This is a genomic window from Terasakiella sediminum (assembly GCF_033100395.1).
Taxonomy (GTDB): domain Bacteria; phylum Pseudomonadota; class Alphaproteobacteria; order Rhodospirillales; family Terasakiellaceae; genus Terasakiella.
The window spans coordinates 61,889-85,953 of record NZ_JAWLVJ010000008.1; the positions used below are offsets into that span (position 1 = coordinate 61,889).

The window sequence follows — 24,065 nt, forward strand, 5'->3', positions numbered from 1 at the left end:
AAATGATACAATAATCTATTAAAAGAATCATTAAGTGTGTCATATAATAAATTTCGGGCCGCTTAAAGCACCTGAATATTGATTTTTTACAGTGGGAGGAAGCCAATGGCTAACTGGAAGACTTACGATAAAGGGGATGAACTGCCGGAAGAGTACAAAAAGCTCTTGCTCAATCTGATGAGCTTTCAGGCAGATTCTGAATATGCAGGCGCACAGCGTGTGGCTGAAAATATGCGTTTCGCCCCGCGTCCTGAAGAAGCCTATCGTTTGTCGAAAAAGGTGATGGAAGAAATGGGTCACGGCTATTATGTCTGGAACCTGATGTCTGATCTGGGTGTAAATGTGGATGAACGTTTGCAGCACCTTGTGCAAAACCCGGACAATCCTGATCCTGAAAAGGTGACTGTGATTAACGGTTTCCGTAAAGAGAACTGGTCCAAGTTGTTTGAATGCTGGGAAGATGTTGCGCTGTTCTCAACCGTTGTAACACCGGCGGCTGTTGCCTTCCTTGGGCAGTATCGTGAATGTTCTTACCTGCCATGGGCGCGTGTAAACGTGCGTATCCATAAAGAAGAATACGGCCACCTGGCGTTCGGCGTCTGGGCTTCCAAGCGCTGCATCGAATTTGGCGGGGAAGAAACACGTCAGTTCATGCAGAAACGTATTGAAAAATTCATGAAAGTTGGTCTGGGTTTCTACGGTCGTCCATCTAAGCCGGGTGAACAGCAATCTGCCATGTTTGACAAATACTATGAGTACGGCATCAAAGTGAAGAAGCCGGAAGAATTGCAGGAAGAATATCTGGAACTGCTGGAGTCGCGCCTGAAAGAAGTCGGGCTGGAAATGCCACAAGGCGTTGAAGCTGATTACGACATGCGTGTCGGTTACGAAGCTGCTGAACTTGATGTTCAGGTTTCCAAAGCTGCAAGCTAACTCAAGATAAGATTTACGGAGGCGTTACACATGATTCCCGAACTACCAAATACACTTTTCTCCAACGGTCGCAGTGTGCTGTCCAAATTCGGCTATGTCCATTTTGAAGGGGAAGAAACCCGTGATGACTGGGCTGAAATGTGGAACCTGCTGCGCGCAGACTTCCCGCTGCCGGAAGGTCAGGTTCCTGCCTATGATGATTTGAATGCAGATCATCAAAAGGCGGCACAGGATTATATGAAAGTGCGTTTGCTGGCGGATCACTATCTGGATGCATGTGAACGCCTTCATGTCAGTATCTTCAAGGAAAGTATCAATACGGACCTGGTGGAAGATTATGCCGTGGCGCGTGATCGTTATGAACATAGCGTGGAAGATTTCGGTGAAGCTCGTGAGAAAGTGCAGGCTTTGCTGAAGGAAAACGCGGCGTAAAAAACAAGGAACAAGAGATACTCATCTAACAGGGATTGCTAATTTTTCTTGACGATGAGTATTTCTTTTCTTAGTTTCAATTGAAACAATTAAAAGCATGAACAATTAATCATGCGAGCAAACAAATAAACGACTAATAACGTTCAACAATATTGTCTATGGGAGGCAAGAGATTATGACTTCACGTCAAAACGGACTTAAGAAGACAATTGCTGCATTGGGGATGGTTGCCAGTGCGGTTTCTTTTGGTGTAACGGACGCGAATGCGGCTGATCCGATCAAGATCGGGACGTTCCTTTCTGTAACGGGTCCTGCATCTTTTCTGGGTGATCCGGAACTGAAAACACTGGAACTCTATATTGACGAACTGAACAAGGGGGGCGGCGTGCTGGGTCGTCAGATCGAACTGGTTCAATATGACGTTGGTGTTGATTCCAAAAAAGCGATCACGGCTGTGAAACGTCTGGTCAGTCAGGATAAGGTTGATGTCATCGTGGGCGGTTCTACATCCGGTGCGACTATGGCTGTTGTGCCGATCGTACAAAAAGCCAAAATCCCGTTTGTCTCGCTTGCAGGTGCGGTTGCGATTGTTGAACCTGTGAAAAGCTGGGTTTTCAAGACACCACACACAGATAAAATGGCCTGCGGTAAAATTTTTGAAGATCTGCAAGCCCGTGGTCTGAAAACCATCGCCATGATTTCTGGTACAGGTGGTTTTGGCAAGTCCATGAAAGGCCAATGTACAAAACTTGCCCCGGCTTACAACATTGACATTGCAGCTTCTGAATCTTACGGCCCAAAAGATACGGACATGACAGCACAGCTGACAAAGATCAAAGGTGTGGATGGCGTACAGGCGATTGTAAACGCTGGTTTCGGTCAGGGTCCTGCGATTGTGACCAAGAACTATAACCAGCTGGGTATGACAGCGCCGCTTTATCAGTCACATGGTGTAGCGTCACGTAAATATATCGAACTGGCAGGCGATGCTGCTGAAGGCGTTCGTCTTCCTGCTGCTGCTTTGTTGGTTGCTGATATGCTGGATGACAATGATCCACAAAAGCCCGTTGTTCAGTCTTACTCCAAAGCTTATTCCGAAGCGTATGGCGGGTCTGTTTCCACATTCGGTGGGCACGCCTATGACGGCCTGCAACTGGCTGTCGCTGCGATCGTTCGCGCAGGCAGCACAGATAAATCTGCTGTTCGTGACGAGATTGAAAAAACAAGCGGCTATGTTGGCACCGGTGGTGTTGTGAACATGTCTGCAAAAGATCACCTTGGTCTTGATCTTTCAGCGTTTAAAATGCTGGAAATCAAAAACGGTGACTGGACAATCGTTAAATAACGATAAGCGTTTGGGAGTGACTTAAGCGTCACTCCCGTCTCGCAAGAAATGCCGAGATGTTTTCTATGGGGTATAGGAAACAACAGGTGAACTGTATCTACACGAAAGATTGTCAGAAATGAGTGCAGAATTTCTACAATTTCTATTTTCCGGCGTGACACTTGGCGCGACTTATGCGCTGGTCGGATTGGGATTTTCCATTATTTATAACGCGTCTCACGTGATCAACTTTGCCCAGGGCGAATTTGTCATGATGGGCGGGATGGGCACGGTTTTTTTCTTAGGCCTTGGTCTGCCCATGCCGGTTGCGATTTTGGCAGCCATCGCGCTGACCACCCTGTTTGGCTTTGGGCTGGAAAGGTTTGCCATCGCACCCGCACGCGGTGCTTCGGTCGTAACTCTGATCATTATCACCATCGGGGCATCTATTGTGATGCGCGGTCTGGTGCAGGTGGTCTGGGGTAAAGAGTTTCATGCCATTCCGGCCTTTAGCGGGGATGAACCCATCCATATTGGTGGGGCAACGATCCTGCCGCAAAGTCTGTGGGTGTTGGGCGTCACTGTCCTGTTGGTTCTGGCGCTGCGTTATTTCTTTGAACGCACCATGATGGGTAAAGCGATTATCGCAACGTCGCTCAACCGGGATGCAGCCCAACTGATGGGGATTAACGTACGCCTGGTGTTGTTTATCAGCTTTGGTCTGTCTGCAGCCCTGGGCGCGGCGGCTGGGATCCTGGTTGCGCCGATTACCTTAACGAATTTTGAAGCAGGTATCATGCTGGGTCTGAAAGGCTTCTGCGCAGCCATTCTTGGTGGGCTTGGCAATGGTATGGGCGCCGTGGCTGGCGGCATGATCGTCGGGATCGCCGAAGCTATGGGCGCAGGTTATTGGGTGTCTGAATATAAAGACGCGGTTGCCTTTGTCCTGATCCTGTTGGTTCTGTTCTTTAAACCGAGCGGTCTGTTCGGCAAAACCGGGACGGAGCGCGTATAATGACAAATCTAAAATCACCCAGAACAGGCGGTATCCTGATCCTGATGGCGATCATCGCTATTCTGCCGCTGTTCCTGGATAATGCTTTCCAAATCGAAATTGCCATCCTGATTTTCTTTAACGCTATTGTCTGTATCGGGCTGAACCTCTTGATCGGTTATGCCGGGCAAATCAGTCTCGGTCATGGGGCATTCGTGGGACTTGGCGCCTATGGCAGTGCCATCCTGACCATGAACCAGGAATGGGACCCGCTGGTTGCGATGGTGGCGGCTGCGGTCTTTACAGGCTTGCTGTGCTTTGTCATCGCGCGACCGATTTTGAAGCTGAAAGGTCACTATCTGGCCATGGCGACATTGGGGATGGGGATCATTATTTCCATCGTGATCAATACCGAAGATCAATATACCGGTGGGCCGGACGGCATGTATGTGGATGGCCTGTCCTTTATGACGGATCAGATCCACTGGTACTGGCTGATCGGTGGTCTGCTGATCTTCAGTGTCTGGGCATCGCTCAACCTGATCCATTCCCCCATCGGTCGTGCGTTACGTGCGGTTCATGGATCGGAAGTGGCGGCTGAAGTTGTCGGTGTGGATACCACGCACTATAAAGTCTTGATCTTTGTGGTCTCCGGTGTCTTTGCCAGTGTGGTCGGTAGCCTTGGGGTTTATTATTCCAACTTCGTCACCCCGGATATCGCAGGCTTCTTCCATTCCATCGAACTGGTGGTGATGGTGGTCTTTGGCGGGATGGCCTCCACATTCGGGGCGGTCATTGGCGCGGCAATCCTGACGATCCTGCCACAGGTTCTGACCTTCCTGCATGATTTTGAACATCTGGTCTTTGGTCTGATTTTGATGCTGACTATGATCTTCCTGCCGAAAGGGTTGGTGCCCACATTGGCCGACCTCTTTAAGAAGGGGGACAAGTCATGACTTTGTTGAAAGTAAGCAATCTGTCCATCGAATTTGGCGGTGTCAAAGCCATCGATGATCTGTCTTTTACCATCAATCCTGGCACCATCCATTCCATCATTGGGCCAAACGGGGCGGGGAAAACCACGCTCTTTAACCTGATCACCGGGGTGTATACGCCGACATCCGGCAGTGTACTTTATGATGATGAAGGCGTCACTGGATTTAAACCGTTCGAACTGGCTGCACGCGGCATGAGTCGCACGTTCCAGAACCTGCAGATTTTCTTTAACATGACAGCGATCGAAAATGTGATGGTGGGTGCACACCTGCACCTGAACCGCAGTTTCTTATCGTCTTTCTTTGGTCTGCCGACCATCAAGGACGGGGATCGCCATTGTCGCGAAACCTGTCTGGAACTGCTGGATTTTGTTGGGCTTAAAGACTATGCGGACACGGACACCGAAAGCATGCCTTATGGCGCGCTGAAACGTCTGGAAATCGCACGCGCGCTGGCCTCCAAGCCGAAGATTTTGCTGCTGGATGAACCGGCAGCAGGTCTGAACCCGGCGGAAAGTCGCGAGATTGATGAGGTCATCAAGAAAGTGGCAGAACGCGGTATCACGGTTGTTTTGGTAGAACATGATATGAAGATGGTGATGGAAATTTCCGATCATATTCTGGTTCTTGATTATGGACGCAAACTGACAGAAGGCACCGCACACGAAGTGCGCAATAATCCTGATGTTATCGCGGCGTATCTGGGGGGCTAAGGACATGTTGAAAATTGATAATCTCACCAGTCACTATGGCCGTATTCAGGCCCTGCATGGTGTGTCTTTAGAAGTCAACGAAGGGGAGCTGGTTGCCCTCGTTGGCGGGAATGGTGCGGGCAAGACGACCTTGCTGCGCACCATCTCCGGCTTGCAACCTGCAACAGATGGCACTGTCAGTTTTGAAGGTCAGGATATTACATCCATGGCGGCTGAAAAACGTGTTGGCTTAAGTATCGCGCAAGTGCCGGAAGGACGTCAGGTCTTTACCGCCTTGTCGGTTGAAGACAATATCCGCCTTGGTGCCTATACCAAATCGGACAAGGCCGAAATCGCGGCTGATCTGGAACAGATGTATGGCCGTTTCCCCATCCTGAAAGAAAAGCGCAATCAGGCAGCTGGCACGCTGTCTGGTGGTCAGCAACAGATGCTGGCCATGGCGCGTGCCTTGATGTCACGTCCGGGTCTTCTTTTGCTGGATGAACCCTCCATGGGCTTGTCGCCCGTGTTGGTGATGGAAATTTTCGCCATCGTGGAAGAATTGAAAGAACAGGGTGTGACCATCTTCCTGGTGGAACAAAACGCAACGGCTGCCTTGCGGGTGGCGGACCGGGGGTATGTCATGGAAACGGGTAAAATCTCGTTAACAGGCACCGGGGACAATCTGTTGAATGATGAGACTGTGAAAGCAGCTTATCTGGGAATTTAACGCATATTTGCGATCATAATGATTTGAATTGAAGGGTGAGCTATGCCTAGAGCAATTGATATAATGAAGCGGGAACACCTGAGCCTGAACACGGTTTTGCATGTGTTGAACCAGCTTGTGCTTGATCTGGAATCCGGGCGCCTTCGCCCCGATGATGTGGATTATGAACTGTTTGAAAAGATCATGTCCTATATCGAGGAATTCCTTGATACCATGCACCACCCGAAAGAAGATAAATATCTTTTCCCGGCACTGCTTAAGAAAACGTCCGAGGTCAACGACGTGATCATGCAACTGGAAGAACAGCACCGTCAAGGCACCGAACATCGCCAGAAGCTGGAAGTTCATTTCCAGGCGATGAAGGACAAGCACCCCGGTCAGGTGGAAAAAGTGATCGATGCCTTGAAAGATTATCTTCAGGCGCACCGTGAACATATGAAGCTGGAAGATAATGTCATTATGCCATTGGCAGAAAAAGTCCTGACAGAAGAGGACTGGGCGCCGATTGATGCGGCCTTTAATGAAAATGAAGACCCTGTTTTTGGTGATGTACCCAAAAGCAAATTCAGAAAGCTTTTATCCGATATTACCTTCCTTGCCCCGGCCCCGATCGGCCTTGGCGGCGGAAGACGCTAGAAATCACGAACGACCCATAGGCGTGACCTCAGTCGGTACCTTCATCGGTACCGGCTTTTTTTTGTCTTTTTACTCCCTATATGAAAAGGATGACCCGTTTTTTATACATAATTGCACTGATATGTCTTGCATCCTTAAGTCGCCCTGAATTGGGGATGGCGCAGGAGATTTTTCAGGATGTCATGCAGGATGGTCAGGCCTGTCAAAACTGCCCTGTGATGGTGCGCATTAAGCCCGGGCATTTCTATATGGGGGCGATCCCCAATGTGGGGCATGATGATGAACGCGCCAAAAACGGTGGTGCCTTTCTCGTGCCCATCCTGAAAAGCTTTTCTGTTTCTGTGGGTGAAATCACCCGTCAGCAGTTTGCTGCTTTTCTGGAGGATCAGCCCGATTACAAACTGGCGGAAGCCTGCGCTGGGTTATTTGAAGGCCATTTTCTCAAACGTAAAACGGCAAACTGGCATAATCCGGGGTTTGATCAGATGGCAAATCATCCGGTCGTCTGTGTGCGTTGGCGCGATGCCTTGGCCTATACGGAATGGATCAGTAAAAAAACAGGCATGTCTTATCGCCTGCTAAGCGAAGGGGAATGGGAATATGTTGCACGGGCGGGAACGTTAAATCGATATTGGTGGGGCGAAGGATTACCCGGTCATATCGCCAATTGCCTGACTGACTGTCAGGATCAGTATGATGCAACGGCCCCTGTCTATAGCATGCCGCCCAACCCCTTTGGTCTGCATCATATGCTGGGCAATGTCTGGGAATGGACGCAGGATTGTTACTGGGCAGATGCCTATCGTCGCTTTGAAGGTCATTACCCAAAAGCAGTTGTGGGGAATAAAGGTTGCCACCGGGTTATCCGGGGTGGATCCTGGCTGGAAAATGCCTGGTCGTTGCGCAGTTCCAACCGGGAAGGCTGGAACCCGGATATCCCGCTTAACGATATCGGCTTTAGAGTTGCGCGTGACGGTCAGGATCAGGGGCTATAGGATAAAAAAATCCCCGTTTCCCGGCGAAGGCCGGGCCTCTCAAAATCAGAGTTCTGTCTTGAAGAGGCCCCGGCCTTCGCCGGGGAACAGGGGAGGAGGTTTTATTCTTTTGGTCGGTTATCGGTGACCCGAACCGCCTTGCCTTGTGAACGCGGGATGGCACCCGGTTCCAAAACGTCAATTTTGGTGGAAATCCCGATATAGGATTTAATGTGATGGGACAGTTTCTTTTTGATCTCGTCATCATCACTGCTGCCATCTTCGCGTCGTTCCACCTGTACCGCCAGCTTATCCAGATGACCATCACGGGTCAGGATCAGATGGTAATGCGGGCTTAGACGTTCATCGCGTAAGACCTGTTCTTCGATTTGGCTTGGGAAAACGTTGACACCCCGGATGATCATCATGTCATCAGATCGTCCGGTGATTTTGTCAAAGCGACGCATGGTACGCGCCGTGCCCGGCAGAAGGCGGGTCAAATCCTTGGTGCGATAACGAATGACCGGCATGGCCTCTTTGGTCAGGGACGTAAAGACCATTTCCCCCATTTCACCATCCGCGATGGGGTTGAATTCCTTGTCGATGATTTCTGGATAGAAATGATCTTCCCAGATGGTCGGGCCGTCTTTTGTTTCCAGACATTCCTGTGCCACACCAGGGCCGATGACTTCGGACAGGCCATAAATATCCAGACAGTCGATGCCCAGACGGCTTTCCATTTCATCGCGCATCTTGTTGGTCCAGGGTTCTGCACCGAAAATACCCGCACGCAGCTTGATCTCGCGTGGGTCCAGGCCTTGACGTTCCATTTCATCAGCAATGACAAGCATGTAGGATGGTGTCACCATAATGACGTCTGGATCAAAATCACGGATCAGCTGGACTTGCTTTTCTGTTTGACCACCAGACATGGGGATGACGGTGCAACCCAGTTCTTCTGCCCCATAGTGCGCCCCAAGACCGCCTGTAAACAGGCCATATCCATAAGCCACATGGACGCGGTCATGGTGGTTCACACCTGCTGCACGAAGGGAACGGGCAACCACACCTGCCCAGACTTTCAGGTCTTGTTTAGTATAACCCACAACGGTCGGTTTGCCTGTCGTTCCGCTGGAGGCATGGACACGCACCACTTCTTCCATGGGGACAGCGAAGCTGTCAAACGGATAGGCCTTGCGCAGGTCTTCCTTGGTCGTGAACGGAAATTTCGCCAGATCATCCAGATGTTTCAGGTCATCCGGGTGCACCATGGCATCCACACATTTGGCGCGGTAATAGGATACATTCTGATAAGCATGTTCCAGTGACCATTTCATCCGTTTTAATTGCAGGCTGCGCAGTTCATCCACGCTTGCTTTTTCAATCGGGTCTAATTCGCCTAATAAAGGCACATCTGTTTTCTGCATTTCCTTTAGTCCTCCCAGACTTCCCTGTATCTTTTAACGTCTTTTATTTTTTATAGTCGTTCAATAATGGTTGCGATGCCTTGACCCACGCCAATACACATGGTGCAAAGGGCATATCGTCCATTCGTGCGTTCCAGCTGATAAAGCGCCGTGGTGATCAAACGTGCCCCGCTCATGCCCAAGGGGTGACCAAGGGCGATGGCCCCGCCGTTGGGGTTTACACGCGGATCATCATCGTTAAGACCCAGTTCACGAAGGACAGCCAGTCCTTGTGAGGCAAAGGCCTCGTTCAGTTCAATCACATCAATTTCGTTGAGTGTCAGCCCCGCTTTTGCCAGCACCTTTTGTGAAGCTGGTGCCGGGCCAATGCCCATGATGCGCGGTTCTACCCCGGCTGTCGCCATGGCAACCACTCGGGCGCGCGGTTTTAACCCTGTTTTGTCTGATGCCAGCAACAAGGCACAGGCACCGTCGTTGACGCCGGATGCATTGCCTGCTGTCACGCTGCCACCTTTGCGGAACGGGGCGCGCAAACCTGATAGCGTTTCAATGGTCGTATCGCCGCGTGGATGTTCATCGCTTGAAACGATTTTCGGGTCACCCTTTCGTTGTGGGATGGTGACGGGTACGATTTCTTCAGCGAAAATGCCGCCGTCCTGTGCGACTTTGGTCTTTTGTTGAGACCGTAGCGCAAAGGCATCCTGATCTTCGCGGCTGATGTTGAAATCTTCTGCGACATTTTCTGCCGTTTCCGGCATGGAATCGATGCCGTATTCTTTTTCCATCAGTTTGTTGACGAACCGCCAGCCGATGGTGGTGTCATAGACGGCATTGGCACGAGAAAAAGCGGTTTCTGCTTTCGGCATGACAAAGGGCGCGCGCGACATACTTTCCACACCGCCCGCAATCATCAGGTCACAATCCCCTGCCTTGATGGAACGCGCCGCCAGACCGACCGCATCCATGCCAGACCCGCACAGACGGTTCACAGTCGTGCCGGGCACCGTTGTGGGCAGACCTGCCAGAAGCGATGACATGCGCGCCACATTGCGGTTGTCTTCACCCGCCTGATTGGCGCAGCCATAGATCACATCATCCACCAGTGACCAGTCCACATCCGGGTTGCGTGTCATCAATTCACGCATGGGCACGGCGCCCAGATCGTCTGCACGTACGCCGGATAAGCCGCCGCCATAACGGCCGATGGGTGTGCGGATGGCATCGATGATATAAGCCTCAGTCATTTTTGATTACTTCCCCTGATATTGTTCTTGATCGCCCCCTGAAAAGGGCGACAACCTCGCCGTCCTGGCGGGTGATGGTCACGTCGTAAATGCCGGATCGTCCCATCAGTAATGTTTCTTTTGCTTCTGCCGTCAAAACGTCGCCTTCATGGGACGGGGCAGAAAAGGTGATGTCACAGCCTGAGGCCACAGTGACCTTGTTATAAGTGTTACAGGCATAGGCAAAGGTCGTGTCGGCCAGGCTGAATGTCGATCCGCCATGGGTTGCGCCATGGCCATTCAGCATGGATTTTTTCACCGTCATGGTGGCACGGGCATAGCCCGGTTTAATCTCCACAATCTCAATACCCAATTCCTGAGCCTTGAAATCATTTTCATACATGGCTGCATGGGTGGCTTCAGCCAGTTGTTGCGGGGTCATCTCAGTCATGGAAATATGCCCCCGCGTTTACTTTCCGACGCAGCAATGGCGAAACGCGATAGCGATCTTCCCCATAGGTGCGCGCAAGGTTTTCAATCACTGCCGAGATATAGTCCGGTCCGATTTCATCCGCCCAGGCCAGTGGGCCTTTCGGGTAATTCACACCGTTTTGCATGGCGAGATCGACATCTTCGATGGTGCAGACCTGTTTATAAACCGTGTCGGCTGCCTCATTCACGATCATGGCGATGGTGCGCGCATTGATCAGGCCGGGCACGTCATCCAGAACGGAAACCTTAATCCCCAATGCTTGGAAGAACCCGCAAGCCTCAGCCACATGTTCTTCATCGGCACGTTCTGACGGTGCAAGGGCGATGCGTTCAGTTGTGGCATAATCAATCGCCAGATCAAACAGAACCAGGGCTTCATTGTCATCTTCAAATGGAAGGGATGCTTCCAGTTCGGTTGCCAGCATGCCCGGGGTCAGCATCAGATGTGTGTGACCAACCGTGATGCGATCCACCACACTGTCTTCTTCTTCTACGCGGTAAACATCAAGGCCAGCCTTGACCATACGTTCCACCAGCACTTCGGCAGCACCCATATGACCTTCCACAATGATTTTGGAGGGTTTCAGACCTTTGGGGGCCGTCTGGATTTCTTGCTTAGATGCACCATCTGCATAATCATAAAAACCACGTCCGGTTTTGCGCCCCAGCAAGCCCCCATCCACCAGTTCTTTTTGAACGAGGGATGGCAGGAAACGTGGATCATTATAAAAGGCGGACCAGACGGTGGTGGTTACCGCATAATTTACGTCATGGCCGATCAAATCCATCAATTCAAAAGGCCCCATGCGGAAACCGCCTGCCTGTTTGATGATGCCGTCGATGGTGGTGACGTCCGCTGTGCTTTCTTCCACAACACGTAAAGCTTCGGCATAAAAGGGGCGTGCCACGCGGTTGACGATAAAGCCCGGTGTGGATTTGGCATGGACCGGTTTTTTACCCCAGGCCAGTGACGTTTCGTAAATGCAACGTGCTACTTCATTTGAAGTTGTCAGCCCGGAAATAACCTCCACCAGCTTCATGATCGGTGCGGGGTTAAAGAAGTGCATCCCCACTAAACGGTTGGAATGTTTCAGTTTCGCACCAATCGCCGTTAATGAAATGGATGACGTATTAGATGCAAGAATGGTGTCATCTGAACAAATCTCTTCCAGCTGAGCAAACACATCCTGTTTGATTTCCAGATTTTCAATGATGGCTTCCACAACCAGCTTGGCAGGGGCAAGATCAGCAAGGCTGTTGACCACGGTGATGCGGTTGATCAGATCATCGCGATCTGTTTGCGTCATTTTCTCGCGCGCAACCAGCTTGTCCAACCCTTTGGCGGCCAGATCCAGCCCTTTTTGTGCGGCCCCATCCATGGCGTCAAACAGCAGGACCGGATGGCCTGCCTTGGCTGCCACCTGGGCAATGCCTGCCCCCATGGTTCCTGCACCAATAACCGCGACTGTATCTGTAGAAGAAAGAGCTGACATTTATTTACCTGTAAAGTTTGGTTTGCGTTTTTCAAGGAAGGCATTCACACCTTCTTTGTAATCATCGCTGAAACCTGCCAGCTTTTGCAAGTCGCGTTCCAGATCAAGTTGTTGATCCATGGTATTTGTGGGCGCGGCGTTCATCGCGCGTTTGATCAGCCCCAGGCCATAGGTCGGTTGCTGGGCGAGGTTTGCGCAAAGTTCTTCGGTTTCTTCAACCAATGAATCGTTATCGACACATTTCCAGATCATGCCCCATTCTTCGGCCTGTTCTGCCGGGATTTTATCGCCCAGCATAGCCAAAGCCTTGGCGCGTGCCATGCCAATAAGGTTAGGCAAAGACCATGTCCCGCCGCTGTCTGGCACCAACCCGATCTTGCAGAAGGCCTGAATGAAGCTCGCTGATTTCGCCGCATAAACAATGTCACAAGCCAATGCGATATTGGCCCCGGCACCTGCGGCCACACCGTTAACGGCACAGACCACCGGCTTTTCGATGGATTGGATCAGGCGCACCAGTGGGTTATAGAATTTATCAATGGTTTGGGACAGGTCACGCGGACCTTCATCACCCGTGACCGCACGGTCGCCCAGGTCCTGGCCTGCGCAGAAACCACGACCAGCAGCTGTCAGCAAAATCGCGCGCACGCCATCATCTTTCTGGCTGTCTTTCAACGCTTCGCGTAGTTCCAGATGCATGACTTCGTTAAAGCTGTTCAGCACGTCCGGGCGGTTCAGTGTGATTTTGGCGTATCCGTTTTTCTTTTCGAAAAGGATGGTTTCATAACTCATTTCTTAGCGTCCCTTAAATGTGGGTTTACGTTTTTCCATGAAGGCAGCGACGCCTTCCTGTTTGTCTTCGGTTGCAAACAAGGTTGCAAAAGATTTTCTTTCATAGGCAATGCCCTCGGTCAGTTGTGCATCACTTGCTTTCAGAACGGACTCTTTGGCAAGGCGCGCAGCAACTGGCGGCTTGGTGGCAATTGTTTTAGCAAGCATCATTGCTTTGTCGATGGTCAGTTCCGGCTCACAAACCTCTGCAATCAGTCCTGCGCGTTCCGCATCAAAAGCATTCATAAACTGACCAGACAGCACCAGCTTCATTGCCTTGGATTTCCCGATCAATTGGGTGAGCCGTTGCGTGCCACCGGCCCCGGGGATAATGCCCAGATTAATTTCAGGCTGACCAAATTGTGCGTTGCTGCCTGCAATCAGGATGTCGCAATGCATGGCCAGTTCATTTCCGCCGCCCAGACAAAAACCATTGATGGCCGCGATCATGGGTTTGGGGAAGTCCCGGATGGTGCGCCAATATCCACTGCGCGGATCATTCATCACATCGACAGGGGTTTTATCCGCCATCTCTGTAATATCAGCGCCTGCCGCAAAGACCTTTGGCCCGCCCGTCAAAACAACGCATCGGACATCGTCGTCGGATGTGGCTTTGATCAGTACGGCAGCCACTTCGCCCAGCAACTGGGTGCGAAGGGCATTTCGTGCCTTCGGGCGGTTCAGGGTGATGGTGAGGACATGGTCTGCATCAAGTACAGTCCGGATATCCTCACATCCTTCCAGGTAGGGGGGCGTATTATCGCTCATTTTATTCTCTCAATCATAAACGTGATACAAAAAATAAATAGTATCGTTTGAAAATGATAAGTTTTAATCAGGTGCGGGCTTCAAGGCCGATACGGGCCAGTTGTTCCGCAATGCGTGTTTCCCATTTTGCCAGCAGATCGGCGTTCGGTGTTTTGCGCAGGCCATAGGCTTTATCCTGTTCAAATCGTTGGGAATCGGTGCTGCCGAAAGTGGCAGCAACACGCGGGTACCAGTAGTCCACGCTAGCTTGTGCTGCTTCAAGGCTGTAGCCGTTTTCAAGTGCCTTGGTCAGGCCTTTGCGCCCCAATTCTGCATGTTCGCCTTCGCGCGCAGAAATTTGCCCCATAACGGAGGAAAGCGGCGTGTAGGAACAGTGCGAGATCTCTTCCAGCTGAATGCAGGAGGCAAGCCCCATCAGCATATTCATGACCACGCTGTCCAGCCAGCCTTCGTAGGGGTAGTGCAGCACGTTCAGACGTTTGTCCCCGCCAATGCGGCGGTTGCCCAGGTCAATGGTGCGTGACAGGCGCGCATCCCATGGGTGGGACTGGACATAAAGGTCCGTGTTGACGCCAAATTCTTCCAGAAGTTCCAGAACCTGCTGGGCGTGATCAAATTTTTCAGAAACGATTCGCGAGGCCGTGCAGCGTTCGCGCATGCCGGGTGCCTTGTTGATGGTATCGACGAAACCTGCTGCACCTGCCAGTTCAGAATCGACAAAGGCAACCATCAAGCGGCGCAATTCCCCACGATATCCGGGGGTTAGGTCATCTTGCGCTGTCAGTTTTTCGTTATTTGCAATGCGTGCCAATAAAGCATCTTCGTTCTTGGTCATGGTTTCCTCACTGTCAAAGGCATGTTTTTTGGTGTCGTTTTGACTGTATCAAATTAAATACGATACAAAACTAGACAACTTTCTATAAATTTAGTATCAAAAAAATTAGAAATATTCAAACAATAATGTTAAAAGAAATACACAGGGTCCTTTTTTAGGGGTGCACAAGCGGCAGCTTATTAAGGGAAACACAGGCTTAAAGATTAAAAAGAACGAGTGAAACCATGACCGACATTGTCATTTTTGTAGGGACAGAATCCGGAAATGCCCAAATGGTGGCTGAAGCGCTGAATGATGAATTGAGCCGCCTGGACCATGTTGTGGAAATCGTCGAAGATTTTGACGACGGGCTGGACGCATTGGAAGGTCATGAGACCGTGATCTTAAGTTGTTCCACCCACGGGCTGGGCGAATTGCCGGACAATATCATCCCGCTGCATGACGCCATGAAAGAAGAGACACCGGATTTGTCGCATATGAAATATGGTGTGATTGCGCTGGGCGATCAGACCTATTCAGATACTTTCTGTCAGGCGGGCAAGGATATGGATGCGGTCTTTACGGCCTGCGGGGCAAAACGCATTGGCGACCGTCTGGAAGTGGATGCCTGTACCCAACCGTTGCCCGATGAAGAAGCCATTGATTGGGTCAAAGAGTGGCTGTCCCTTCTTTAAGAACAAGAACACAACAGAATTCATTAACAGGAAATATTGTCATGAGCCTCGAGCTATTTGAACGTCATCAGGAAAAACTGGAACAAGCCATCGAAGCTTCCAAAACGCGGGGGTACTGGTCCGGCTATAAAGAAATGCCAAGTCCGCGCAGCTATGGCGAGACCGCACAGGATGACGGGATCAAGGCGTTTCAGTCGCATCTTGGCAAGACGTTTGAAATTGACCAGCCAACCTCTGGCGGCACAGTCGGTGCAGAAGATGGCCCCTTTGGTGTGGAACTGAACGTTCAGTATCCGGCACCGGATGTTGAAGGTATGATGCGTGCTGCCAAAGCAGCCATGCCAGCATGGCGTAAGCTCGGGGCAAAGGGTCGTGCGGGCGTTTGTATGGAAATTCTGGAACGGTTAAATGCAAAAAGCTTTGAGATCGCTTTTTCTGTGATGCATACAACAGGTCAGGCATTCATGATGTCTTTTCAAGCAGGTGGTGCCCATGCGCAGGACCGTGGTCTGGAAGCCGTGGCCTATGGCTATGCCGAAATGGCGCGTCATCCGGAAACAACCGAATGGGTGAAACCGCAGGGCAAGCATGATCCACTGGAAATGACCAAGAAGTATACCGCTGTTGGGCGTGGTGTTGCTTTGATGGTTGGCTGTGCGACCTTCCCGACATGGAATGGTTATCCTGGCCTGTTTGCTTCATTGGTGACAGGCAACGCGGTGATCGTAAAACCTCATCCGCGCGCAGTTCTGCCTTTGGCGATTACCGTGCGTGTCATCCGCGAAGTCTTGAGCGAAGTTGGGATTGATCCGAACCTTGTCTGTCTGGCGGTTGATACGCTGGAGGCTCCAATCACCAAAGAATTTGCATTGCACCAAGATACCCGTGTGATTGACTTTACCGGGTCCAGCGAGTTCGGGAACTGGTTGGAAGACAACGCCAAACAAGCACAGGTCTATACGGAAAAAGCTGGCGTGAATGCGATCATTATTGACGACTTTGATGACATCAAAGGGATTGCGCGCAACTTGTCTTTCACCTTTTCTCTCTATTCCGGGCAGATGTGTACCACCCCGCAAAATATCTTCATCCCCAAAGACGGGATTGAGGTCAATGGCGAGAAAATGAGCTTTGATAATGTGGCTTCTGCCATCGCAGGCGGTGTTGAAAAATTCCTCAGTGTGCCGGAACGTGCGGTGGAAGTTCTGGGTGCAGTTCAGAACAAAGCTATTCTTGATCGTATGGTAGAGGCCAAAAAGATGGGCGATGTTGTACTGGATACAACACAGATTGATCATCCCATGTTTAAAGGCACCCAATGCCACACCCCTGTTATCATCAAGCTGGATGGGGCAGATGTTGAAAAATATTCCGAAGAAGTTTTCGGACCCATCGTCTTTTTGATCGCAACGGAAAATACCGAAGACAGTATCGCCAAGATGGGTCAGACGATCTCTGAAAATGGTGCGATTACCTTGGGGCTTTATTCCAAACATGAAAACGTGATTGAAGCAGTTGAAGAAGCAGCCCTTGATGCGGGCGTGAACCTGTCGATCAACCTGACGGGTGGTGTTTTTGTAAACCAATCAGCTGCCTTTTCTGATTTCCATGCCACAGGTGCGAACCCGGCAGCCAACGCGGCTTTGACCGATGGCAATTTCGTGTCCGGTCGTTTCCGTGTGATGCAGAGCCGTCGTTGATTTTTCCTCTTGTGTCATTCCCGCAAAAGCGGGAACCTAGAAAACCTTCTGCTGGGTCCCCGCTTTCGCGGGGATGACGCTATTTAGAGATTAGGACCAAATACCATGCCCATGTCCCCCAAAGTCTATGAAATCGACGGAATCGTCCCTGTGATTGATGAAACCGCTTTTGTCCATCCCGACGCCATCCTGATTGGCGATGTGATCGTTGGGCCGGGCGTTTATGTGGGGCCCGCCTGTTGCCTGCGCGGGGATTTCGGACGTCTGATTCTGGAAGAAGGATCAAACATTCAGGATACCTGCGTGATGCATGGCTTCCCGGGCACGGATACGGTTGTAAAGAAAAACGGCCATATCGGACATGGTGCCGTCTTGCATGGCTGCATTATCGGCGAAGATGCGCTGGTCGGCATGAATGCGGTGATTATGGACGGAGCAGAGATTGGCCCGGAATGTATCGTCGCGGCCTCTGCCTTTGTGCGTGCGGGCAAAAAATTTGAGAAACGATCCCTGATCGGTGGTATGCCCGCAAAAGTCATGCGCGAAGTCTCAGATGAGGAATTCGCCTGGAAACGGGCTGGGACCAAGGAATATCAGGACCTGGCCGTTCGCTCCCTCACCACCATGAAACCCGCCGTTCCTCTGCGCGAGGTGGAAGAAAATCGCGGACGCATGCCGTGTGGCGATGTGAAGCCCTTGTTTGAAACGAAAAGCTAAAGAATATCTTCTCGCACTTGCACAAAACCATCTCTAGACGTTATAAAAGAACGGTTGGTTGAAAATGGGTCAAGGGTATAGCGATGTTACTGCGTGATGATGATGAAGATGATGTCCAGCGGGACTTAATTCTGGATCAGTATTTGCCTTATCGCATGGCCGTGATTGCTCATATGATGAGCGAAGGCTTCGCCAAGCGCTATTCTCAGGAATATAACATGTCTATCGGCGAATGGCGGGTGATGGCAAATCTGGGTCATCAGGAACCACAAAGCGCCCATGAAATCGGATCCCATTCCCATCTGGACAAGGTGCAGGTCTCCCGCGCGGTTTCCCGCCTGGAAAAGAAAGAATGGATCGCGCGCGAAGGTGATACGGTGGATCGCCGCCGCAGCCTGTTGACCCTGACGCCAAAGGGCCGTGAAGTCTTTAACACGCTAGGCAAACTGGCGCTGGACTTTGAAGATGATGTCAGCGCATCGCTTTCAACTGAAGAATATGCCGCGCTGGACAAGATTTTGCACAAACTGTCCAAACGCGCGGCGTCTTTGTCGTAAGGCGTTAAGTCTCTTCTTTCGAACACATTGTGTCACAGATATGCATGGCGGAAAGGCCAAGGGCTGCGATGAAGATCGCCAGAAACATCGGAACGCCGATCAATGTGCTGCCATAAATCATGGGGAGCATGGCCAGCCAGGGCAGAAGAAGTTGAAAAGGCATGATGAAATCTCCGATGCTGTAAATATCTGGACCTGATTGTGCACAGGGTGTGGTGTGGTTTTCAAGTCTTATTCTTGTCGATCAGGATCAATTTCTCATACTACGGAAAGATACATATAAAACCCGTGAGCGATCGTGTAATATTGCTTTCATATTATCAAACTTTCTTGCATCTATGGAACGTCACGAAAAACAGTGGCGGCAAAAAGAAACAAAATACGCCTGGGAAACAAACGTAAAGAGATGTCTCAAAAAAAACTAGAAGCTTCCATTCTGGTCGTCGATGATGATCCGGTCATGTTGAAACTGGTCGCGTATTTTTTCGAACAGAAAAATTACGCTGTGGAAAGTTGTGCCAGTGCCAATGAAGCCATGGCTGTCTTGCGTGAAAAGCCCTTTGATCTGGTGATCCTGGACCACTACATGTCGCCGGGCATCAGCGGACTTGAGATGTTAAAAGAAATCCGCGCAGATGGCATTGATGTTGCCGTTGTCATGTTGACCGGGGCCAGTGATCAGGAGTTGGTGATTGAATCCATGCAATCAGGTGCGCTGGATTTTATCAAGAAAACCAAGGGTAAGAAATTTTTCGATAAATTGGAACGTGGTGTTCTTCGTGCGCTTCATGTGCATGGTTTGGAAAAACAGATGAAACAGACTCATGCTGCGCTGGAGGAAAGTGAAAAAAGATACCGCCAGCTGTTTCAGGGGTGTCAGGCTGCCTTTTTAATCATTGATCCGGAAGATGGGAAAATTGTTGATGCCAATAAGGCCGCTTGTGAATTCTACGGATATGATCTTTCAGACCTTCTTGATAAAAAGATCAGTGATATTAATACGCTGAGCCCTGAAGAAGTGTCTTCTGAAATGGCGTTGGCAAAGGAAGAACGCCGTACGCACTTTTATTTTAAGCATCAAGTGGCCGACGGGTCGATCCGACATGTGGAGGTCCATTCCGGTCCGCTTGATGTTGATGGTAAGGCACATCTTTATTCGATCATTCACGATATATCCGATCGTCATCGCGCTGAAAGTTTTGTCGCAGGCCAACATCGCACGTTGGAGAAACTCGCGAAGTTGCGCCCACTGGAAACGGTGCTGGATGAATTGACGCTGACGTTGGAAGATCAGAAAATCGGGGCTTATTTCGCGATTTTCTCTGTGACAGATCAAGGTAAGTTCCATCTCGAAAGTGCGCCCAATTTACCCGCTGATTTTGTCTTGAAACTGCGCAACACCGGGATCGATGAGACTTGCCATCTGGTTAGAGGATCATGTGGCTTTCTGCTTGATGATGAAGGGGATTTGTCTTGTGATACCTGTCTTGCACGCACCTGGATGGAAAGCGCGGGCATGGCCGATATCGTGACAGAACCGATCTATTCATCCAAACAAACGATCATCGGTGCTTTTTGTGCCTTTTTCACAGACCAGATCAGTGAGAAAGATCGACTTAAAAGCCATGAGTTTATGAAAAAAAACGTATCTTTGGCTGGGGTGACGATTGAACATTACAAACAGGTTCAATCCATCAACGATCAGGCGGAGTTCTTGCAGACGGTCATCGATGCGGTGCCAACGCCGATTTATTACAAGGGGGCTGACGGGCTGTATGCCGGATGCAACACGGCGATGGCTGATTTTTTTGAACAGCCCAAGGATGAGATCATCGGGCGCAAGATGGAAGATTTCTATCCGCAGGAAAGTCAAAAATTCACCCATGTGGATGCGCAACTGTTAGAAACTGGCGGCAATGCTGTTGTGGAAGATGCCTTTAACCGGTCCGATTGTACCCACCATGTTGTTGCTCATAAAGCCCGTTTCATTGGTCCCGATGGCAAGGCCGGTATTGTCGGTGCGGTGATGGATATTACTGAACGCAAGTTGTCAGAAAATGAACTGCGTCTGGCCCAGACTGTGTTTGATACCACATCCGAAGCCATCGTGGTGACCGACCTGCAAAATCGCATTCAGGCGGTCAATCCGTCCTTTACCCATGTGACGGGTTATAGCGAACAGGAAGTGCTGGGCCGTGACCCCGGGTTCTTGAGCTCAGGGCGTCACGATAAATCATTCTATAACCGCATGTGGAAGCAGCTGCAAAAGACCGGGCGTTGGCAAGGTGAGATCTGGAACCGACGCAAAAATGGCGACCTTTATGCGGAATGGCTGTCGATCTCGGCCGTTTATGATCCGGACAAAAATGTTTCGCAATATGTGGCGGTCTTTAGCGACATCACCAAACGCAAGAAGGCAGAAGAACTGATCCGTCATCAGGCGAATTATGACGCGCTGACCAACCTGCCCAACCGCAACCTGTTTCTGGATCGCCTAAGTCGATCCATGATGCGCGCCAAGCGTCAGGATACGCAGGTCGCGCTGATGTTTCTGGATCTGGACCGCTTTAAATGGGTCAATGACACACTGGGCCACAATACCGGGGATATGCTGTTGCAAGAAGCCGCAGTCAGGATTTCCAAATGTGTACGCGAAACAGATACGGTTTCACGGCTGGGCGGCGATGAATTCACCATTGTTTTGCCGGACTTGAAACATACGATTGATGTGGAAAAGGTTGCACGCAAGGTTTTGGCGGCGTTGGCCGAACCATTTAACATTTCTGGCCATGAAATCTTTGTGTCCGGCAGTGTCGGGATTACGGTTTTCCCTGATGATGGGGCAGAACTTGAATTGCTATTGCGTAATGCCGATACGGCCATGTATCGCGCCAAGGAAGGCGGACGCAATGACTTCCGTTTCTTTACCTCGGAAATGAACGCAGAAGCCCACCAGCAGATGATCCTGGAAGGCGATATGCGCCGGGGGCTGGAACGCGATGAATTTGTCGTGCATTACCAACCCGTTGTAGATGTGAAAACCGGACGTGTTGTGTCCTGCGAAGCTTTGGTGCGTTGGGAACATCCGCGTCGGGGCCTGATTGGACCGGGCTATTTTATTGGGATTGCCGAAGAAACCGGGCTGATCAACATGATCGGGGATTCTGTTTTGCGGCAGGTCTGTGACCAGGTCAACAAATGGCAACATGACCCGGTAATGAAGGATGTGCGTGTGGCGGTCAATCTGTCTACCCGTCAGTTGCAGAATGAAAACCTGTTGCAAGATTTGATGCAGGTGGTGAATGAGGCTGGCGTTTCCCCCCTTTCTCTGACGCTGGAAGTTACCGAAACACTGGTGATGCAGGACCCGGAAGGGGCAGCCAAGCTTTTGGAAGACATCAGGGCTCAGGGGTTCAAGGTGGCACTGGACGATTTCGGCACCGGATATTCTTCGCTGAACTATTTGAAACGGTTCTCGTTTGATGTTTTAAAGATTGATCGCAGCTTCATCATGGATATTGAGAGTGATGAGGGCGATGCCGCCTTGGTTGAAGCCATCATCGTCATGGCCCATAAACTGGGGATCAAGGTGGTGGCCGAAGGGGTGGAAAGCCAGTTGCAGAAAGATTTTGTCACTAGGCAGGCCTGTGATTTCATTCAGGGGTATTTTTATAGCAAACCTGTGGATGAAAAAGGCTTTCACCACTTTTGTAACACGCTGAATGCTTGACCTGTGATCCGGTCGGTTTATAAAGTTTATAACAATAAACACAGGGACCCACAGTTTTTATGCCGACCTTTGATGATGCTTTTCAAAAAAAATTAGACGATCTGTTTAAATGGCGCCGCGATGAACGCCATTTTAAAACTGATGCACTGCCGGATGGGTTGCTGGATCAATTGCTGGAAACTGCAACGCTTGCCCCATCTGTGGGTAATAGCCAGCCCTGGCGATTTGTGAAGGTTGAAAGTGCACAACGCAGAAAAGCCGTGCGTGATAATTTTGAAGCCTGTAATCAGGACGCGCTGAAAGATTATGATGGGGACAAGGCGCAAAGCTATGCTGCGCTTAAACTGTCCGGGATGGATGATGCGCCGGCCCATGTTGCTGTTTTCTGTGCGACAGAAACCAAGGTGGGGCAGGGTCTGGGGCAAAAAACCATGCCGGAAACTCTTAAATATTCCGTCGTTTCCGCCATTCAGACATTGTGGCTGAGTGCGCGGGCGCAAGGGATTGGTTTGGGATGGGTATCAATCATTGAGCCGGAAACGGTGAAAAAAATTCTGGATATTCAGGAAGACAGTTGGGAGTTGATCGCATATCTTTGTATCGGCTACCCGGAAGCAGAACATGACGTGCCGGAACTGGTGCGCACAGGCTGGCAAGAACGATTGCCTTTTTCAAGAACGGTACTGACACGATGAATGAGAAATTTAAAACAAGACGGTTCTGGCAACTGGTGGCGGCCATCTTTTCAATTGTGTGGATTTCCTTTGTGGTGGTGTTTACGCAAGGTCAGGAAGAACACTGGTTGAACAACACGATGTTTTTGCTGCCCATCGCGGTTTGGGCAGGTGTGATCATTGCATTTCGTAACGAGCGTGATCAGTAATAGGTCTTATCGACGGGTTCGTCACGTTCCTGAGCCAGGCTGAAAATCCCCCATCCCATGGCGATACTGCCAAAGGTAAGTGCAAGGCCACTATAAAGCATGATGACCACCAGCCAGCCATCAGACGTGCCTGAAATCAGGGTCCAGAGATTGCTGACATCGAAATACAACAGCAATGTACCAAACACAAAGCCGCCAAACACACCTGAAACCAGATGTTTCAACAGAAAAGTCAGGGTGATTTGTGCTGTCCAATGGAGGTTTTCTAAAGGCTTTTTCATGATGAAGAGATAAGCTTTCCGCCCAGATTTTCAACCATGTCTTTGATGATTTTGCTGCATTCATCAATGCGGGCCTCATCGGTTGATCGCATCACCAGACTGACGCCGAAATTGCCTTCCTTAAAATATGGGTAGCTTCCGATATCGATATCTTCAAATCGGGTTTGGATATCGCTTAAAGGTCCAGCAATAATGCCTTCGCCCAGATTGGTGGTGACGGTCTGGGAAAGAACAGTCGCCCCACCCGTTAAACGGTCTTTCAGGTTATCAAACATGGCGCGCATGATCTTGGGTACACCCGCCAGCACAAAAACATTTTCCACCTGATAACCCGGTGCCTTGCTAATCGGGTTTTCAATCAGGATCGCGCCTTTTGGGGTGCGGGCCATGCGCAGGCGGGCTTCATTTAAATCTTCCGGCTTATAGTGGCTTTTCAGAATGGCAACCGCTTGCGCGTTATGGCCGAAATCCAGACCAAAGGCGCGCGCCACACATTCAGACGTAATGTCATCATGGGTCGGACCGATTCCACCTGTGGTGAAGACATAGTCATAGGTCTTGCGCGCGTAATTTACCGTTTCAACGATGGTGTCGGCCACATCGGGGATGACGCGGGCTTCGCGAACCTGAATGCCAAGTTCATTTAAGGCTGTGCCTAAAAAGGACAGGTTTACATCCTTTGTGCGCCCGGAAAGGACTTCGTTACCGATGATAAGGATGCAGGCCGTAACGGATTTTGTCATA

Annotated in this window: 26 protein-coding genes; 16 read left to right on the forward strand and 10 right to left on the reverse strand. The window is 50.5% G+C overall.

The window, feature by feature from the left end; genetic code table 11:
• Nucleotides 1–105 precede the first annotated feature (105 nt).
• The 9 genes from RYZ26_RS07945 to RYZ26_RS07985 all read left to right on the forward strand — a co-directional run bounded on the left by RYZ26_RS07945 (nucleotide 106) and on the right by RYZ26_RS07985 (nucleotide 7,731).
• On the forward strand, nucleotides 106–933 hold the full coding sequence (locus tag RYZ26_RS07945; protein WP_317682651.1) for a Phenylacetic acid catabolic protein: 828 nt from the start codon (nucleotides 106–108) through the stop codon (nucleotides 931–933).
• Between the two features lie 30 nt (nucleotides 934–963).
• Nucleotides 964–1,365 carry a hypothetical protein gene (locus tag RYZ26_RS07950; protein WP_317682652.1) on the forward strand — a complete coding sequence of 134 codons (402 nt, stop codon included), beginning with the start codon at nucleotides 964–966 and terminating at the stop codon, nucleotides 1,363–1,365.
• A gap of 175 nt (nucleotides 1,366–1,540) precedes the next feature.
• Nucleotides 1,541–2,710, forward strand: coding sequence for an ABC transporter substrate-binding protein (locus tag RYZ26_RS07955; protein WP_317682653.1), 1,170 nt, complete (start codon nucleotides 1,541–1,543; stop codon nucleotides 2,708–2,710).
• A gap of 118 nt (nucleotides 2,711–2,828) precedes the next feature.
• Nucleotides 2,829–3,704, forward strand: a complete 876-nt coding sequence (locus RYZ26_RS07960; RefSeq protein WP_317682654.1) for a branched-chain amino acid ABC transporter permease — start codon at nucleotides 2,829–2,831, stop codon at nucleotides 3,702–3,704.
• Nucleotides 3,704–4,639 (forward strand): branched-chain amino acid ABC transporter permease, encoded by a 936-nt coding sequence (locus tag RYZ26_RS07965; RefSeq protein WP_317682655.1) that lies wholly within the window; start codon nucleotides 3,704–3,706, stop codon nucleotides 4,637–4,639. The genes RYZ26_RS07960 and RYZ26_RS07965 overlap by 1 nt, the downstream gene beginning before the upstream one ends.
• Nucleotides 4,636–5,391: an ABC transporter ATP-binding protein gene (locus tag RYZ26_RS07970; protein WP_317682656.1), complete on the forward strand. Its 756-nt coding sequence runs from the start codon at nucleotides 4,636–4,638 to the stop codon at nucleotides 5,389–5,391. Before RYZ26_RS07965 ends, RYZ26_RS07970 begins: the two co-directional genes overlap by 4 nt.
• Before the next feature lie 4 nt (nucleotides 5,392–5,395).
• Nucleotides 5,396–6,100 carry an ABC transporter ATP-binding protein gene (locus RYZ26_RS07975; protein ID WP_317682657.1) on the forward strand — a complete coding sequence of 235 codons (705 nt, stop codon included), beginning with the start codon at nucleotides 5,396–5,398 and terminating at the stop codon, nucleotides 6,098–6,100.
• 63 nt (nucleotides 6,101–6,163) lie between these two features.
• Nucleotides 6,164–6,736, forward strand: a complete 573-nt coding sequence (locus RYZ26_RS07980) for a hemerythrin domain-containing protein (protein WP_317682658.1) — start codon at nucleotides 6,164–6,166, stop codon at nucleotides 6,734–6,736.
• 155 nt (nucleotides 6,737–6,891) lie between these two features.
• Nucleotides 6,892–7,731 (forward strand): formylglycine-generating enzyme family protein, encoded by an 840-nt coding sequence (locus tag RYZ26_RS07985; protein ID WP_317682659.1) that lies wholly within the window; start codon nucleotides 6,892–6,894, stop codon nucleotides 7,729–7,731.
• Nucleotides 7,732–7,832: 101 nt separating this feature from the next.
• On the opposite strand, the gene paaK is transcribed toward RYZ26_RS07985, so the two are convergent.
• The 7 genes from paaK to RYZ26_RS08020 form a co-directional block, all read right to left on the reverse strand.
• A complete protein-coding gene (paaK, locus tag RYZ26_RS07990; protein WP_317682660.1) occupies nucleotides 7,833–9,137 on the reverse strand; it encodes a phenylacetate--CoA ligase PaaK in 1,305 nt (434 codons plus the stop codon).
• Between the two features lie 50 nt (nucleotides 9,138–9,187).
• Nucleotides 9,188–10,381, reverse strand: coding sequence for a 3-oxoadipyl-CoA thiolase (gene pcaF / locus RYZ26_RS07995; RefSeq protein ID WP_317682661.1), 1,194 nt, complete (start codon nucleotides 10,379–10,381; stop codon nucleotides 9,188–9,190).
• Nucleotides 10,374–10,811, reverse strand: a complete 438-nt coding sequence (paaI, locus tag RYZ26_RS08000) for a hydroxyphenylacetyl-CoA thioesterase PaaI (protein WP_317682662.1) — start codon at nucleotides 10,809–10,811, stop codon at nucleotides 10,374–10,376. Before paaI ends, pcaF begins: the two co-directional genes overlap by 8 nt.
• The gene (locus RYZ26_RS08005) at nucleotides 10,804–12,345 is read right to left on the reverse strand and encodes a 3-hydroxyacyl-CoA dehydrogenase (protein ID WP_317682663.1); all 1,542 of its coding nucleotides are present in this window, start codon (nucleotides 12,343–12,345) and stop codon (nucleotides 10,804–10,806) included. The genes paaI and RYZ26_RS08005 overlap by 8 nt, the downstream gene beginning before the upstream one ends.
• Nucleotides 12,346–13,137, reverse strand: a complete 792-nt coding sequence (paaG, locus tag RYZ26_RS08010) for a 2-(1,2-epoxy-1,2-dihydrophenyl)acetyl-CoA isomerase PaaG (RefSeq protein WP_317682664.1) — start codon at nucleotides 13,135–13,137, stop codon at nucleotides 12,346–12,348.
• A 3-nt stretch (nucleotides 13,138–13,140) separates the two neighbouring features.
• Nucleotides 13,141–13,944 (reverse strand): enoyl-CoA hydratase-related protein, encoded by an 804-nt coding sequence (locus RYZ26_RS08015; RefSeq protein ID WP_317682665.1) that lies wholly within the window; start codon nucleotides 13,942–13,944, stop codon nucleotides 13,141–13,143.
• A 67-nt stretch (nucleotides 13,945–14,011) separates the two neighbouring features.
• Nucleotides 14,012–14,779 carry a Phenylacetic acid catabolic protein gene (locus tag RYZ26_RS08020; protein ID WP_317682666.1) on the reverse strand — a complete coding sequence of 256 codons (768 nt, stop codon included), beginning with the start codon at nucleotides 14,777–14,779 and terminating at the stop codon, nucleotides 14,012–14,014.
• 224 nt (nucleotides 14,780–15,003) lie between these two features.
• On the opposite strand from RYZ26_RS08020, the gene RYZ26_RS08025 reads away from it, so the two are divergent.
• The 4 genes from RYZ26_RS08025 to RYZ26_RS08040 all read left to right on the forward strand — a co-directional run bounded on the left by RYZ26_RS08025 (nucleotide 15,004) and on the right by RYZ26_RS08040 (nucleotide 18,427).
• Nucleotides 15,004–15,453 carry a flavodoxin domain-containing protein gene (locus RYZ26_RS08025; RefSeq protein WP_317682667.1) on the forward strand — a complete coding sequence of 150 codons (450 nt, stop codon included), beginning with the start codon at nucleotides 15,004–15,006 and terminating at the stop codon, nucleotides 15,451–15,453.
• Between the two features lie 41 nt (nucleotides 15,454–15,494).
• Nucleotides 15,495–17,153, forward strand: coding sequence for a phenylacetic acid degradation protein PaaN (gene paaN / locus RYZ26_RS08030; RefSeq protein ID WP_317682668.1), 1,659 nt, complete (start codon nucleotides 15,495–15,497; stop codon nucleotides 17,151–17,153).
• Between the two features lie 105 nt (nucleotides 17,154–17,258).
• Nucleotides 17,259–17,870 (forward strand): phenylacetic acid degradation protein PaaY, encoded by a 612-nt coding sequence (locus RYZ26_RS08035; protein WP_317682669.1) that lies wholly within the window; start codon nucleotides 17,259–17,261, stop codon nucleotides 17,868–17,870.
• An 83-nt stretch (nucleotides 17,871–17,953) separates the two neighbouring features.
• Nucleotides 17,954–18,427: a MarR family winged helix-turn-helix transcriptional regulator gene (locus tag RYZ26_RS08040; protein ID WP_317682670.1), complete on the forward strand. Its 474-nt coding sequence runs from the start codon at nucleotides 17,954–17,956 to the stop codon at nucleotides 18,425–18,427.
• A 4-nt stretch (nucleotides 18,428–18,431) separates the two neighbouring features.
• Here RYZ26_RS08040 and RYZ26_RS08045 read toward each other — a convergent pair whose 3' ends face one another.
• A complete protein-coding gene (locus RYZ26_RS08045; RefSeq protein WP_317682671.1) occupies nucleotides 18,432–18,590 on the reverse strand; it encodes a hypothetical protein in 159 nt (52 codons plus the stop codon).
• Nucleotides 18,591–18,833: 243 nt separating this feature from the next.
• Here RYZ26_RS08045 and RYZ26_RS08050 point away from each other — a divergent pair, with 243 nt between their 5' ends.
• From RYZ26_RS08050 to RYZ26_RS08060, 3 genes are read left to right on the forward strand one after another with little or no spacing between them, the layout of a single operon-like run.
• Complete coding sequence (locus RYZ26_RS08050) at nucleotides 18,834–22,157, forward strand: EAL domain-containing protein (protein ID WP_317682672.1); 3,324 nt, start codon at nucleotides 18,834–18,836, stop codon at nucleotides 22,155–22,157.
• Nucleotides 22,158–22,216: 59 nt separating this feature from the next.
• The gene (bluB, locus tag RYZ26_RS08055) at nucleotides 22,217–22,852 is read left to right on the forward strand and encodes a 5,6-dimethylbenzimidazole synthase (RefSeq protein ID WP_317682673.1); all 636 of its coding nucleotides are present in this window, start codon (nucleotides 22,217–22,219) and stop codon (nucleotides 22,850–22,852) included.
• Nucleotides 22,849–23,040: a hypothetical protein gene (locus tag RYZ26_RS08060; protein WP_317682674.1), complete on the forward strand. Its 192-nt coding sequence runs from the start codon at nucleotides 22,849–22,851 to the stop codon at nucleotides 23,038–23,040. Before bluB ends, RYZ26_RS08060 begins: the two co-directional genes overlap by 4 nt.
• Here the strand turns inward: RYZ26_RS08060 and RYZ26_RS08065 are convergent.
• A complete protein-coding gene (locus tag RYZ26_RS08065; RefSeq protein ID WP_317682675.1) occupies nucleotides 23,034–23,321 on the reverse strand; it encodes a hypothetical protein in 288 nt (95 codons plus the stop codon). The genes RYZ26_RS08060 and RYZ26_RS08065 overlap by 7 nt on opposite strands.
• Nucleotides 23,318–24,064: a competence/damage-inducible protein A gene (locus RYZ26_RS08070; RefSeq protein WP_317682676.1), complete on the reverse strand. Its 747-nt coding sequence runs from the start codon at nucleotides 24,062–24,064 to the stop codon at nucleotides 23,318–23,320. Before RYZ26_RS08070 ends, RYZ26_RS08065 begins: the two co-directional genes overlap by 4 nt.
• Nucleotide 24,065: the final 1 nt, after the last annotated feature.